This window comes from Stenotrophomonas sp. Marseille-Q4652 (assembly GCF_916618915.1).
GTDB lineage: Bacteria > Pseudomonadota > Gammaproteobacteria > Xanthomonadales > Xanthomonadaceae > Stenotrophomonas.
Genome location: NZ_CAKAKE010000001.1, coordinates 3196314 through 3209838, shown reverse-complemented (window position 1 = coordinate 3209838; position 13525 = coordinate 3196314). Strand labels below are relative to the sequence as shown.

Here is a 13525-nt window from a genome sequence, read left to right as displayed (position 1 = left end):
TGCGACCCCTCCCCGGCCCCGGCGATGCTTGCCCCGCGCCGCCGCCCCCGGCAACCGCTAAAATGGCCGGCCCACTGCGCTGGAAAGACCCCATGACGATCGATTACTCCCGAGCCCGCGAACTGATGGTTGAACAGCAGATACGTCCCTGGGACGTGCTGGACATGCGCGTGCTCGACGTTCTGGCCCGCATGCCCCGCGAGGCGTTCGTTGCCCCGGCGCACCGCGCCCTGGCCTATGCCGACGTGGAGCTGCCGATCGGCCACGGCCAGAAGATGATGAAGCCGGTCGTCGAAGGCCGCATGCTGCAGGCGCTGGACCTGCAGCCCAACGAGGAAGTGCTCGAAATCGGCACCGGCAGCGGCTTCATCAGCGCCTGCCTGGGCCAGCTGGCCCGCGAGGTACTGAGCCTGGAAATCCAGCCGGAACTGGCTGCCAGCGCCCGCGCCCAGCTCGATGCCACTGCCCTGGGTACCAACGTCCGCATCCAGACTGCCGATGCGCTGACCTGGACCACCGAGCGCCGTTTCGACGCCATCTGCGTGACCGCCGCGGTCGATACCGTGCCGTCACAGTTCCTGCAGTGGCTGCGTCCCAATGGCCGCCTGTTCGTGGTCCGTGGCCGCTCGCCGGTGATGGAAGCGGTGCTGGTCCGCGCCGACGGCACCACCGAATCGCTGTTTGAAACCGACATCGCCTACCTGCAGGGCGCCGCACCGACCCCGCAGTTCCAATTCTGAAAACGTCCAAGGAAGCCGCAATGATCCGCCGATCCCTCGTTCTTGCGCTGGCCGCCGCCCTCTGCCCGCTGACCGTCCAGGCTGCCGACCTGCTGCAGGTCTACGAGATGGCGCGCAATGGCGACCCGCAGCTGGCCGCCGCCGAATCCACCCGGCTGTTCAACAAGGAAGGCCAGGTGCAGGCACGCGCGGCGCTGCTGCCGCAGATCAACGGGCAGGCTTCGCTGAGCCGCAGCCGTGCGGAAGCAGACGGCGTTTCCGGCAGCATCACCACCAAGCGCCGCACCTACGGCGTGGACGGCAGCCAGACCCTGTTCAACTGGAGCCAGTTCGCCAACCTGCGCGCGCAGCGTGCCCTGGGCACCGCGGCTGACTACGATCTGGAATCGGCCAACGACGACCTGATCGTGCGCACCGCCGCCACCTACTTCAACGTGCTGGTGGCGATCGAATCGCTGAGCGCGGCGCAGACCAATGAAGCGGCGGCCAGGAAGCAGTTCGACTATGCGGACAAGCGCCTGGAAGTGGGCCTGGCGCCGATCACCGACGTGCACGAAGCCCGCGCCCAGTACGACCAGGCGCGTGCCGATACGATCCTGGCCCGCAACGCGCTGGAAGACGCCTATCAGGCCCTGACCGAGCTGACCGGCCAGCCGGTGCGCAACCTGCGCGCGCTGCCGGAGGACTTCCGTCCGGAACTGCCGGGCAACCGTGGCGACGTCGACCAGCTGGTCGCCGATGCGGTGGCGCGCAACCCGGCGCTGAAGGCGCAGCAGCTGCAGGTCAGCGCCGCCGAGGCCAGCGTGTCGGCCGCCCGCGGCGGCCATTATCCGAGCCTGTCGCTGGGCGCCAGCTGGGGCAAGTCGGCGACCTGGGGTGACAGCGTCGGCGGCGCCAGCCGCGACCCGGATGCGACCACCAATTCGATCGGCCTGACCCTGAACGTGCCGATCTTCTCCGGCGGTGCCACCCAGTCGAACGTGCGCCAGGCTTTGGCCCAGCGCGACATCGCCCAGGACGGCTACGAACAGCAGCGCCGCGCCCTGGACCGCAATACCCGCAATGCCTGGCAGACCCTGGTGGCCGGCATCAGCGAGGTGGAGGCACGCCGCCTGGCGGTGGTTTCGGCGCAGAGCGCCTACGACGCCTCGCAGGTCGGCCTGGAAGTGGGTACCCGCACCGTGCTGGACCTGGTGCAGAACCAGCGCACCCTGTTCGCCGCGCAGCTCAACTACGCCCAGGCACGCTACAACTTCCTGCAGAGCCGCCTGCAGCTGAGCCAGGCCATTGGCGACCTGGACATCGCCGAGGTGCAGGAGATCAACCGCCTGCTGACCGAGGACGCCGAAGCCAAGCTGCAGCAGACCGCCCCGGCACCCTGATCCGGCCGGTAGCGGAAACGAAAAAGGCGGGCTCCGGCCCGCCTTTTTTCATGCCTTCAGGCCGGTGGCGGCAGTCGGGGGCCGATCAGGGCCAGGGTCTTGTGCAGCGCGCCGCGGCCGTTCTCCACCAGCGCGCAGCCGGTATCGGCCATGCGCTTGCGCTCGTCGGCATCGTCCAGCAGACGCTGCAGTGCCGCGGTCACGCCGGCAGCGTCCTGGCAGATCAGCACCGCACCGGCCTCGCGCATGCGCCGCGAGATCTCCGAGAAGTTGTGCAGGTGCGGGCCGGTCACCGACGGGGTGCCCATCGCCGCCGGCTCGAGCAGGTTGTGGCCGCCAATCGGCTGCAGGCTGCCGCCGACGAAGGCCACCTGCGCGCAGCCGTAGAACGACATCAGTTCGCCCAGGGTATCGACCACGAACACGCCGGTGTCGGCCTCGGGCCAGCGTTGCTGGCGGCGCGTGGCCACCTTCCAGCCCTGCTCCAGCGCAGCCGCCTCCACCCGCGGGAAGCGCTCGGGATGGCGCGGCGCCCACAGCAGCAGCAGGTCCGGATGGCGACGCAGCAGCGCGCGGTGGATCTCGATCACCGCCGCCTCCTCGCCCTCGTGGGTACTGGCCGCGATCCACACCGGGCGTGAGGCCGGAACCCGGCCGTGGAACTCGTCGATGAAGGCCTGTGGCCGCGGCGCGGCGATGTCGAACTTGAGGTTGCCCAGCGCCTGCACCTGCTCGGGGGCGGCGCCCAGGCGCACAAAGCGTCGCGCGTCATCGGAGGACTGCGCGGCCACGCAGGTCACCGTGCGCAGGGTGCGGCGGATCAGCGCCGACAGCACCTGGTAGCCGCGCAGCGAGCGCGCCGACAGACGCGCGTTGAGGATGTACACGGGGATGCCGCGGTCACGGCAGCCGAACAGCAGGTTCGGCCACAGCTCGGTCTCCAGGATCAGCGCCATCCGCGGCTGGAAGCGGGCCAGGAAGCGGCCGACGCTGCCGGGCGTGTCGTAGGGCAGGTAGACGTGGTCCACCGCATCGCCCCACAGCGCACGCACGCGCTCGGAGCCGGTCGGGGTGATGGTGGTGATGACCCAGCGCAGGTCCGGGCGCTGCTCGCGCAGGGCGTTGACCACGGCCGCGGCGGCATTGACCTCGCCCACCGAAACGGCGTGCAGCCAGACCCGCTGGCCGGGCGCGATGCCACCGTAGAAACCGTAGCGCTCGCCCCAGCGGCGCAGGTAGTCGGGCACCCGGAAGCCGCGCCAGACCAGGTGGTAGACGGTGATGGGCAGCAGCAGGTACAGCACGACCGAGTACAGGCCGCGCAGGATGCGCTCGACGGGGCTTTTTCGCATCGCGGAAGGATACGGGAGGCACCCGCGGAAAGCATGTCGAAGCGGCCCTGCGGCGGCCCCGTGCACGCACTGCCGGTAGAATCTCCCCATGTCCGAGTCCCCCACCAGCGCCACCCGCCCTTCCCTGCTGCAGCCCCGCCACTGGCCGATGTTCATCGGCATCGGCATCGCCGTGCTGCTGGCCCGCCTTCCGTGGTTCGTGCAGCGCGCGTTGGGGCGAGGCGTGGGCTGGCTGGCCTGGCACCTGGCCGGCAGCCGCCGCCGTGCCGCCGAGGTCAACCTGGAGCTGTGCTTCCCGGACAAGGACGAAGCCTGGCGCCAGCGCCTGCTGCGCGACAGCTTCACCGCGCTGGGCGTGGGCATCTTCGAGTTCGCCCGCGCCTGGTGGGGCAGCATCGAGGCGATCCGCCCGCAGGTCAGCATCGAGGGCCTGGAGCACCTGCAGAAACTGCAGGCCGAGGGCCGCGGCGTGCTGCTGGTGTCCGGCCACTTCATGACCCTGGAGATGTGCGGTCGGTTGCTGTGCCAGCACGTGCCGCTGGCCGGCATGTACCGCAGGCACCGCAACCCGGTGTTCGAATGGGCGGTCAAGCGCGGCCGCCTGCGCTACGCCAGCGCCATGTTCGCCAACGAGGACATCCGCGCCACCGTGCGCCACCTCAAGAAGGGCGGCCTGCTGTGGTACGCGCCGGACCAGGACATGCGCGGCAAGGACACCGTGTTCGTGCCGTTCTTCGGCCATATTGCCGCCACGATCACCGCCACCCACCAGTTCGCGCGCATGACCGGCTGCGCGGTGGTGCCGTACTTCCACCGCCGCGAAGGCGGCAGCTACGTGCTGAAGATCGCCCCGCCGCTGCCCGACTTCCCCACCGATGATGTCGCTGCCGATACCACGCGGGTCAACCAGGCCATCGAGGACATGGTCCGCGAGGCGCCCTCGCAGTACCTGTGGATCCACCGCCGCTTCAAGCGCCAGCCCGAAGGGCGCAGCCACTACTACGAGTGAGCGTCAGCCGGCCGCCTGCGCCTCGGTCGTGCGGCCGAGCAGCGCGCCGGCATACAGGGCGGCCAGCAGCAGGGTCACCCCGCCCCAGAACGTCGAATAGAACGCCAGGTGGGTGTTGATCGGGAACACCGTGACCGCCAGCGCCACCATCGCCGGCCGCGCCTGTTCGCGCGCCGCCGCAGTGGCATAGCGCCAGGCCCGCCACGCCAGCGCCGTACCAGCCAGCCACAGCAGCAGGCCGATCGCGCCAGTCTCGGACAGGATTTCCAGCACGATCTGGTGGGCATGCAGGGCCGGGCCCTCGCCCCACGCGCCGGGCTCGCCGGGAGCCGGGTCGCAGGCGGGGTACGCCTCGCGGAAGCCACGCGCGCCAACCCCGTTGACCGGGTGCTCGCCGAACATGCACAGCGCCGCGCCCCAGATCCGGCCGCGACCGGACAGCGCCGCATCGACGCCACCGCCGTCGGCCTGCAGCGCCTGGGCGGTCTGCTCGACCCGGGCCCGCACCTGCGGCGACACCACGCCCAGCGCCAGCGCGCCGGCCAGTGCCAGCGCCATCACCACCAGCAACCCCCTGCCGCCCAGCACCCGCCAGCCGGAGAACACCAGCACCAGCAGATAGGTCAGCCACGAGGCACGCGAACCCGCCAGCACGATCACGATGCCGGCGGTCGCAGCCGCCAGCAGCCAGCCGGTGCGACCGAAGCGGCGACCGGCGGCAAACAGCAGGAACGGCGACAGCGATGCCAGCACCTGGCCGAGCTTGGGGTTGCACAGGCCGAACACACCGCCCAGCCGGTCCAACACCTGCATGTCTTCCGGCGCGCACAGCTCACGGCCCTGCAGCGCCCACTTGAGCTGCTCCAGCGACCAGAACAGCGGACTGGTACCCAGCGCGGCCTGTACCAGGCCATCGACCACCCACAGGCCCGCCACCACGGCCAGCCCGGCAAAGGTCCTCGTGCGTCGCGAGGGGGTGGCCACGGCCATCGCCGCCAGCCACAGGAACGGCAGGTAGCGCAGGCCGGCCACGGCCTTGGCCCAGGCCCGCGCCGGATCGACCGCGTCGATGGCCGAGACCAGCTGCGGCAGCCAGTACGCCGCGAACAGGGCCGAGGTCAGCGCCCAGGCCTCCACGCTCAGCAGCGGTGCGATGCCGCCGCGCGCCCGGGCCTGCAGCAACCGCACGCAGGCGAACAGCGCACCCAGCACCAGCACCGCTTCGGCCAGACCCGGCAACGGCCACAGCGCGACGAAGGCGATCATCCAGGCCGGGGTCCATGCGCCGATCGGCGACGGTACGACGGGACGGGCGGGGTCAGCGGACAAGCTGTTCATAGACATCGAGGGTCTGGCGCTGCATGGCCTGCAGGGTAAAGGGGATGCGGGTCGGCGGGGTCGGCGGCGCGGCCAGCAACTGCAGCGCGCGCTGCGCCAGTGCCGTCGCGTCCATCGGCGCCACTGCGCCGGAAGGCTGCAGCTGGCCCAGCAGTTCGCCAACGCCACCATGGTCCCAGCCCAGCACCGGACGGCCCACCGACAGGGCCTCGAGCACGGTACGGCCAAAGGCCTCGGGTTTGTCGGACAGCTGCAGCACCAGGTCGCTGGCGGCATAGGCCCGGGCAATGGCCGAGGTTGCCTCGCTGATCACCAGCGACTGCGCCACGCCCAGGCGGGTGGCCTCGGCCTCGATGCCGGCGATGTAGTCCTCGCGCCCGGGCTCGCGCGCCCCGGGCATCCACAGCCGCGCCGGCACGCCGGCGGCGTGCAGCCCGGCCAGCAGGCGCACGGCATGACCATGGCCCTTGAGCCGGGTGCCACGGCCGGGCAGCAGCAGGACCGGGTCGGGCCCGGCCAGCGACGGATGCAGCTCGGCCACCGCCGCACGGGCACGGGCATCGCCGCGCGCTGCACGCGGGAACTGGGCCACGTCCACGCCACGGGGGATGACCAGCAGTACCGCTGGGTCGGTGGCCGGGTAATGGCGCTGCACGTAGTCGCGCACCGTGTTCGATACGCAGATCACGCGCTGCCCGCTGGCCATGATGGCGCTGTAGCGGCCCGGGGAATTGAGCCCGTGGACCGTTGTGACCCAGCGCGGACGCTGCGCCTGGGGCAGCGCGCGCAGCGCATGCCAGCCCAGCCAGGCCGGCAACCGCGAGCGTGCATGCACGATGTCGGCCCCGACCTCGGCGAAGAGCCGGCGCAGGCTGGCGACATGGCGCAGGGTCAGCAGCGACTTGCGACCGATGTCCAGGGTGAGGTGCTCGCCACCGGCGGCCAGCAGGGGCTCGACCAGGCGACCGCCGGCCGAGACCACGAGCGAACGGTGCCCGGCGGCAACCAGCGCGGCGGAAATTTCCAGTGTCGAGCGCTCGACCCCGCCCGAATGCAGTGCCGGCAGCAACTGCACCACGGTCAGCCGGCGCATCGGCGGACCGGGTCAGTCGACCAGTACGAACACCGAACCACAGTACGGGCAGGCGGCCTCGCCGTTGGGCTCGTCCTCGATCGGCAGGTACACGCGCGGATGCGAGTTCCACAGCGCCATTTCCGGCGTCGGGCAGCTCAGCGGCAGCTCGTTGCGGTGCACGTTGTAACGCTTCTGGGCGTTGGCGGGCGCGGTGGCGGTGTGGTTCATGGGGATTGATGGCATCAGCGAGTGCGAGGCGGCAATTCTAGCAGCGCCGCGCGTCCGTGGCCCGGATACGGCAAGGCCCGGAGATGCCGGGCCTGCACGGTGCAACCGGGTGTGGGATCAGCCGTTCTTCTCGGCTTCCAGCTGCTTGCGGATCTGCGCGTCGACCGCGGCGATGGCGGTCATGTTCAGCACCCGGCGCGAGGTCGCGCTGGTGGTGAGGATGTGCGCGGCCTTGGACACGCCCATCAGGATCGGGCCGATCGCCACGCCGTCGGTGAACACCCGCACCAGGTTGTAGGCGATGTTGGCCGCCTCCAGGTTGGGCAGCACGAACAGGTTGGCGCGGCCCTCGAGGGTGCTGTCGGGCAGGATCTTGCGCCGCAGCGCCTCATCCCAGGCGGTGTCGCCCTGCATCTCCCCGTCCACGTTGAGGCGCGGGTTGCGCTTGCGCAGCAGCTCGCGGACCTGGCGCATCTTCACCGCATCGCGCGAGTCGTGGCTGCCGAAGTTGGAATGCGACAGCAGCGCCACCTTCGGCTCGATGCCGAACAGCTTCATGCGGTAGGCCGCCTGCAGGGTCGCTTCGCAGATCTGCTCGGCGGTCGGGTCTTCCTGCACGTGGGTGTCGACGAAGAAGAACACGCCCTGCTGGTTGATCACGCCGGTCATCGCCGAGGTCGAGCTGACCCGCGCCTCCAGCGGCAGCACGCTGCGCACGTAGCCCAGTTTCTTGTGGAAGCGGCCGACGATGCCGGTCAGCAGCGCGTCGGCCTCGCCACGGGCCACCATCACCGCCGCGATCAGGGTCGGGCGCGAGCGCATCAGGTTCTTTGCCGCGGCCACGGTCACGCCGCGGCGGCCGGTCAGGTTGTGGTAGTACTGCCAGTAGTCGTTGAAGCGCGGATCATCGTTGATGTTGGTGATCTCGAAATCCACGCCCGGACGGATGCGCAGGCCCAGGCGCTGGATGCGCGCCTCGATCACGTCCGGACGGCCGATCAGGATCGGGTGCGCCAGGCCTTCGTCGACCACGTTCTGCACGGCGCGCAGCACCACCTCTTCCTCGCCCTCGGCATAGACCACGCGCTGCCTGTCGGCGCGGGCGCGGTCGTAGACCGGCTTCATCATCAGGCTGGTGCGGTAGACGAACTGGGCCAGCTTCTCGCGGTAGGCGGCCATGTCCATGATCGGCCGGGTCGCCACGCCCGAGTCCATCGCGGCCTGGGCCACGGCGGCGGACAGCTCGACCAGCAGGCGGCGGTCGAACGGACGCGGGATCAGGTAGTCGCGGCCGAAGCTGGGGATGTCATCGCCATAGGCGGCGCCCAGGTCCGAGGCCTCCTTGCGCGCCAGCGCGGCGATCGCGCGCACGCAGGCGACCTTCATCTCCTCGTTGATGCCGGTGGCACCAACGTCGAGCGCGCCGCGGAACAGGTAGGGGAAGCACAGCGCGTTGTTGACCTGGTTCGGGTAGTCCGAGCGGCCGGTGCCGATGATCGCGTCCGGGCGCGCGGCCCGCGCGATCTCCGGCATGATCTCCGGGGTCGGGTTGGCCAGGGCGAAGATCACCGGATCCTTGGCCATGGTCTTGACCATCTCGGCGGTCAGGATCCCCGGGGCCGACAGGCCCAGGAAGATGTCCGCGCCGTCGACGATCTCGGCCAGGGTGCGCTTGTCGGTGTCACGCGCGTAACGGGCCTTGGCCTCGTCCAGGTCGGTGCGGCCGCTGTGGATCACGCCGTCGCGGTCAAAGGCCAGGATGTTCTCCGGACGCAGGCCCAGCTGCACCAGCATGTTCACGCACGACACGCCGGCCGCGCCCATGCCGGTGGTGGCCAGCTTCACGTCCTCGATCTTCTTGCCGGTGATTTCCAGCGCGTTGAGGATCGCGGCGCCGACGATGATCGCGGTGCCGTGCTGGTCGTCATGGAACACCGGGATGTTCATGCGCTCGCGCAGCTTGCGCTCGACCACGAAGCATTCCGGCGCCTTGATGTCCTCCAGGTTGATGCCGCCGAAGGTCGGTTCCAGCGAGGCAATGATGTCGACCAGCTTGTCCGGGTCGTTCTCGTTGATCTCGATGTCGAACACGTCAATGCCGGCGAACTTCTGGAACAGCACGCCCTTGCCTTCCATCACCGGCTTGCCGGCCAGCGGGCCGATGTTGCCCAGACCCAGCACCGCGGTGCCGTTGGTGATCACCGCCACCAGGTTGCCGCGTGCGGTGAGCTCGCTGGCCTGCTGCGGGTCGGCGACGATCGCCTCGCAGGCATGGGCCACACCCGGCGAATAGGCCAGCGACAGGTCGCGCTGGGTCAGCATCGGCTTGGTCGGCGTGACCTTGATCTTTCCCGGCGGCGCCAGACGGTGGTAGTCGAGGGCGGCCTGCTTGAAATCTTCCTGGGACATCGACGGGCTTTGCTGTGGCTGAACCGTCGATTCTAACCCCGTCACCGGCGCAGGTGCCGGGCCTTCTCGATGCTGCGCTGCGACATCCTTCAGTCCAGCCAAAGGCAACTGGGCGCCCCACGTCGCCCTGCGGCGGCGACCTGTTAGCCGGATTTGCGCCGGAACAGGAAGTGCGAAGCCAGCAGCATCACGATGGGCGGCAGTGCGTAGGCGATGCGGTAATCGAACTTGAGCGCACCGGCCATGCGTCCGAAGAATAGTTGCAGCAGCCAGAAGCCCAGCGCGAACAGGATGCCGAGGAACAGCCGCTTGCCCATGCCACCGCTGCGCAGCGAGCCGAAGGCAAACGGCACCGCCGCCAGGCACAGGGCCAGCACGTTGAGCGGATAGAACCAGCGGCTCCAGTAGATGTCCTCGTAGTCACGGGCATCCAGACCATTGCGATGGCGGTATTCGATGCTGGTGCGCAACTCGCTGGCCGGCAGGTTGCGCGGCTTGGTCAGGCCGGCCGCCAGCGCGGTGGCGTCCAGGTCCGACGCCCAGGGCTGCTGCTCGAAGGTCTCGCGGGTGGCCGAGCGCTCGCCGAACACGTCGCGGCGCCCCCCCTTCAACATCCAGCCCTGGCCATCATGTTCGGCCTGGGCTGCGTGGGTGATCGAAGCCAGTCGCCCTTCCGGTGATACCTGGTACAGGCGCACGTCGTGCAGCACCAGCCGGGTGCCGCCGTCGTCGGTCAGCTGCTCCTCGCCGGACTGCGCGTTGAGGAAGGTGTCGCCCTCGCGTGCCCACATGCCCGAGTAGCGGGCCATGGTCACATTGGTCTGGAACCGGGCGCTGGTCTTGAGGATGTCCGCGCGGGCCTGGCCCCACGGACCGACGGTTTCGCCACTGACCACCATCAGTGCGGTCAGCAGCGACAGCGACACCGCCACCGACAGTGCCAGCCGCCGCCGCGACAGGCCCAGCGCGCGCAGCGCGGTCAGCTCGGAGGTCGCGGCCAGCTGGCCCAGTCCCATCAGCGCACCGATCACCGCCGCGGTCGGGAACATCGTGTAGGCGCGGCGCGGCACCGTGTAGGCCACCCAGGCCACCGCGTGGCCGAAGCTGTAGTCACCCTGGCCCACGTTCTTGAACTCACCGGACAGGGCGATCACCACGTCCAGTCCGACCAGCACTGCCCAGGTCAGCAGCACCGTGCCCAGCACCGCGCGGCACAGGTAGAAGTCAAAGATCATCGGCCGCAGCTTCATGCGCTGGCCCTCCGCCGCGACAGGCGGCCATCACGGAAGTAGGCCCACACGGCGAGTGCCAGCAGCGGCAGGCTCAGCCACCACAGGCCGACCACACCCGGCAGCTTGCCGTTGGCCAGCAGCTGGGTGCCGACGAACATCAGGTTGATGCCGGCCAGATACGCGAGGAAGGCCAGCAGCATGCGGCCATGACGCTGCTGACGCGGGGCGCTGCGCGACAGCGGCACCGCCAGCAGGGCAAATGCCAGGGCCAGCAGCGGCGGGGTAATGCGCGCATGCAGCTGGGCAGTGGCGGTGGGGCGCGGATCACCGATCAGCTGCATCGTCGGCAGCAGTTCGGGGTCATCGCTCTCGCGCGCTTCGGCCCGGTCCGGCAGCGCGACCTCGTTGCTGGCGTAGCGCATCAGGCGGTAGTCCAGTGCACCATCGGCCGGGCCCTCGACCCGATGACCGTCCTCCAGGCGCAGGAAGCGGCGGCGCTCGCCCTCGAAGAACATCGCCCCGCGCTCGGCCAGCACCACGTCGATGCGGCCGTCCTGCTGGCGCTGCATGAACACCTTGCCCAGCCCGGTGCCGTCGGCCGAAACCGAGGACAGGTAGACGATGCCGCCGCCGGGCAGCTGGTTGAAGCGCCCGGCGTCCAGCCCGGCCAGCACCACGCTGCGGTTGGCATCCTGGATCAGGCGCTCGGCAGTGCGCTCGGCCCACGGGCCCAGCCACAGCGAGCAGGCCCCGACCAGCGCGACGACCGGCACCACCAGCATCGCCAGCGGCCGCAGCAGGCGGCGCGGACCCACGCCGATGGCGGTCAGCACCGCCATCTCCGAATCCCGGTACAGCCGGGCCACGGCCAGCAGCATGCCCAGCATCAGCGCCAGCGGCAGGATCAGCGGCATGTAGACCACGAACTGCAGGCCGAGCTGGGAGAACAGCAGCCGCGCGGGGAGCTTGCCGTCGGCGATGTTGCCGAGGATGTCCACCAGCACGCCGCCCACGCTCACCACCAGCAGCACGATCAGGGTGGCCAGGAAGCTCTGGACGAAGTCACGTAGCAGGTAGCGGTCAAGCTTCGGCATGGGGCGGGTGGTTTAAACTCTCTGATCGGTTCGCGACGTGCCCAGCCTGCATGGTTGGGCGTAAACAGTCCGCGATTGTACGGATTTGGCTACGGAAATCTGATCAATGTCCCTGGAATTCACCCTGAACCCCGCCGCGCCGGCCTCCGCCGCGCTGGATTGCATCATCGTCGGCGCCTTTGCCGACAAGTCGCTGTCGCCGGCGGCGCAGGCGCTGGATGCCGCTTCCGATGGCCGCCTGTCGCAGCTGGCCGCCCGCGGTGACATCAGCGGCAAGACCGGCACCACCGCCCTGCTGCATGACCTGCCGGGCGTGAGCGCGCCGCGCGTGCTGGTGGTGGGCCTGGGCGAAGCCGCCCGCTTCGGCGTGGCGCAGTACATCAAGGCGGTGGGCGATGCCGCCCGCGCCCTGAAGATCGGCGTGACCCGCAGCGCCCTGCTGACCCTCACCGAGCTGCCGGTCAAGGATCGCGACGAGGCGTGGAAGATCCGCCAGGCAGTGATTGCGGCGGATCACGCCAGCTATCGCTACACCGCCACCCTGGGCAAGAAGAAGCCCGAGGAGCCGGGCCTGGCACAGCTGGCCATCGCCGGCAAGGACGCCACCGCCCTGGCCCAGGGCCAGGCCATCGCCGCCGGCGTGGAATACGCCCGTGAACTCGGCAACCTGCCGCCGAACCTGTGCACCCCGGCCTACCTGGCCGAGAGCTCGGTCAGGTTCGCCAGCGAGCACGAGGGCGCCGAGGTCGAGATCCTGGACGAGCAGCAGATGCAGGAACTGGGCATGGGCTCGCTGCTGGCCGTGGCCCGCGGCTCGGCCAACCGCCCGCGCCTGGTCGTGCTGAAGTGGAATGGTGCCGCTGACAAGTCGGCCAGGCCGTACGTGCTGGTCGGCAAGGGCATCACCTTCGATACCGGTGGCGTCAACCTGAAGACCCAGGGCGGCATCGAGGAAATGAAGTACGACATGTGCGGTGGCGCCAACGTCATCGGCACCTTCGTCGCCGCGGTCAAGGCGAAGATGGCGATCAACCTGGTCGTGGTCGTGCCGGCGGTGGAGAACGCCATCGACGGCAACGCCTACCGCCCGTCGGACGTCATCACCAGCATGTCCGGCAAGACCATCGAGGTCGGCAACACCGACGCCGAGGGCCGCCTGATCCTGTGCGACGCGCTGACCTACGCGCAGCGCTTCGAGCCGGCCGCGCTGGTCGACGTGGCCACCCTGACCGGCGCCTGCATGGTCGCCCTGGGCCACCAGACCGCCGGCCTGATGAGCAAGCACGACGACCTGGCCAACGAACTGCTGGCCGCCGGCGAGCACGTGTTCGACCGCGCCTGGCGCCTGCCGCTGTGGGATGAGTACCAGCCGATGCTCGATTCCAGCTTCGCCGACGTCTACAACATCGGCGGCCGCTGGGCCGGCGCGATCACCGCCGGCTGCTTCCTGAGCCGCTTTGCCGAGGGCCAGCGCTGGGCGCACCTGGACATCGCCGGCGTGGCCAGCGACGAAGGCAAGCGCGGCATGGCCACCGGCCGTCCGGTCGGCCTGCTGACCCAGTGGCTGCTGGATCGCGCGGCCTGAAAAGCAAGAAGCAAAACCCGGGTCAGAGTGCAGTTCTGTCCGCAAAACGGCACTCTGACCCCCTTGATACCCCTTCCCCGG

11 protein-coding genes are annotated in these 13525 nt (G+C 69.8%); 4 read left to right on the top strand and 7 right to left on the bottom strand.

What is annotated here, in order from left to right; genetic code table 11:
- Positions 1 to 92 precede the first annotated feature (92 nt).
- Both LG380_RS15190 and LG380_RS15185 read left to right on the top strand, forming a co-directional pair.
- Positions 93 to 740, top strand: a complete 648-nt coding sequence (locus LG380_RS15190; protein ID WP_225766236.1) for a protein-L-isoaspartate O-methyltransferase — start codon at positions 93 to 95, stop codon at positions 738 to 740.
- 20 nt (positions 741 to 760) lie between these two features.
- Positions 761 to 2122 carry a TolC family outer membrane protein gene (locus LG380_RS15185; protein ID WP_225766235.1) on the top strand — a complete coding sequence of 454 codons (1362 nt, stop codon included), beginning with the start codon at positions 761 to 763 and terminating at the stop codon, positions 2120 to 2122.
- A 56-nt stretch (positions 2123 to 2178) separates the two neighbouring features.
- On the opposite strand, the gene waaA is transcribed toward LG380_RS15185, so the two are convergent.
- Entirely contained in the window at positions 2179 to 3474 is a 1296-nt protein-coding gene (gene waaA, locus LG380_RS15180; protein WP_225766234.1) for a lipid IV(A) 3-deoxy-D-manno-octulosonic acid transferase, read from the bottom strand.
- Positions 3475 to 3562: 88 nt separating this feature from the next.
- Between waaA and LG380_RS15175 the strand changes: the two genes are divergently transcribed.
- Positions 3563 to 4483: an LpxL/LpxP family Kdo(2)-lipid IV(A) lauroyl/palmitoleoyl acyltransferase gene (locus LG380_RS15175; RefSeq protein WP_225766233.1), complete on the top strand. Its 921-nt coding sequence runs from the start codon at positions 3563 to 3565 to the stop codon at positions 4481 to 4483.
- Positions 4484 to 4486: 3 nt separating this feature from the next.
- Here LG380_RS15175 and LG380_RS15170 read toward each other — a convergent pair whose 3' ends face one another.
- The 6 genes from LG380_RS15170 to lptF form a co-directional block, all read right to left on the bottom strand.
- On the bottom strand, positions 4487 to 5827 hold the full coding sequence (locus LG380_RS15170) for an O-antigen ligase (RefSeq protein ID WP_225766232.1): 1341 nt from the start codon (positions 5825 to 5827) through the stop codon (positions 4487 to 4489).
- Entirely contained in the window at positions 5802 to 6914 is a 1113-nt protein-coding gene (locus LG380_RS15165; protein ID WP_225766231.1) for a glycosyltransferase, read from the bottom strand. Before LG380_RS15165 ends, LG380_RS15170 begins: the two co-directional genes overlap by 26 nt.
- A gap of 12 nt (positions 6915 to 6926) precedes the next feature.
- Positions 6927 to 7124: a zinc-finger domain-containing protein gene (locus LG380_RS15160; RefSeq protein ID WP_225766229.1), complete on the bottom strand. Its 198-nt coding sequence runs from the start codon at positions 7122 to 7124 to the stop codon at positions 6927 to 6929.
- Between the two features lie 117 nt (positions 7125 to 7241).
- The gene (locus LG380_RS15155; RefSeq protein WP_225766227.1) at positions 7242 to 9533 is read right to left on the bottom strand and encodes an NADP-dependent malic enzyme; all 2292 of its coding nucleotides are present in this window, start codon (positions 9531 to 9533) and stop codon (positions 7242 to 7244) included.
- A 143-nt stretch (positions 9534 to 9676) separates the two neighbouring features.
- Complete coding sequence (gene lptG, locus LG380_RS15150) at positions 9677 to 10783, bottom strand: LPS export ABC transporter permease LptG (RefSeq protein ID WP_225766225.1); 1107 nt, start codon at positions 10781 to 10783, stop codon at positions 9677 to 9679.
- Positions 10780 to 11859 (bottom strand): LPS export ABC transporter permease LptF, encoded by a 1080-nt coding sequence (gene lptF / locus LG380_RS15145; RefSeq protein ID WP_225766224.1) that lies wholly within the window; start codon positions 11857 to 11859, stop codon positions 10780 to 10782. The genes lptG and lptF overlap by 4 nt, the downstream gene beginning before the upstream one ends.
- A 106-nt stretch (positions 11860 to 11965) precedes the next feature.
- Between lptF and LG380_RS15140 the strand changes: the two genes are divergently transcribed.
- Positions 11966 to 13444 carry a leucyl aminopeptidase gene (locus tag LG380_RS15140; protein ID WP_225766223.1) on the top strand — a complete coding sequence of 493 codons (1479 nt, stop codon included), beginning with the start codon at positions 11966 to 11968 and terminating at the stop codon, positions 13442 to 13444.
- Positions 13445 to 13525: the final 81 nt, after the last annotated feature.

What these genes read in the sequence shown, in the direction of transcription:
- LG380_RS15190 (WP_225766236.1), top strand. Translation starts at nt 93, where the DNA reads ATGACGATCGATTACTCCCGAGCCCGCGAACTGATGGTTGAACAGCAG.
- LG380_RS15185 (WP_225766235.1), top strand. Translation starts at nt 761, where the DNA reads ATGATCCGCCGATCCCTCGTTCTTGCGCTGGCCGCCGCCCTCTGCCCG.
- waaA (WP_225766234.1), bottom strand. Translation starts at nt 3,474, where the DNA reads ATGCGAAAAAGCCCCGTCGAGCGCATCCTGCGCGGCCTGTACTCGGTC.
- LG380_RS15175 (WP_225766233.1), top strand. Translation starts at nt 3,563, where the DNA reads ATGTCCGAGTCCCCCACCAGCGCCACCCGCCCTTCCCTGCTGCAGCCC.
- LG380_RS15170 (WP_225766232.1), bottom strand. Translation starts at nt 5,827, where the DNA reads ATGTCTATGAACAGCTTGTCCGCTGACCCCGCCCGTCCCGTCGTACCG.
- LG380_RS15165 (WP_225766231.1), bottom strand. Translation starts at nt 6,914, where the DNA reads ATGCGCCGGCTGACCGTGGTGCAGTTGCTGCCGGCACTGCATTCGGGC.
- LG380_RS15160 (WP_225766229.1), bottom strand. Translation starts at nt 7,124, where the DNA reads ATGAACCACACCGCCACCGCGCCCGCCAACGCCCAGAAGCGTTACAAC.
- LG380_RS15155 (WP_225766227.1), bottom strand. Translation starts at nt 9,533, where the DNA reads ATGTCCCAGGAAGATTTCAAGCAGGCCGCCCTCGACTACCACCGTCTG.
- lptG (WP_225766225.1), bottom strand. Translation starts at nt 10,783, where the DNA reads ATGAAGCTGCGGCCGATGATCTTTGACTTCTACCTGTGCCGCGCGGTG.
- lptF (WP_225766224.1), bottom strand. Translation starts at nt 11,859, where the DNA reads ATGCCGAAGCTTGACCGCTACCTGCTACGTGACTTCGTCCAGAGCTTC.
- LG380_RS15140 (WP_225766223.1), top strand. Translation starts at nt 11,966, where the DNA reads ATGTCCCTGGAATTCACCCTGAACCCCGCCGCGCCGGCCTCCGCCGCG.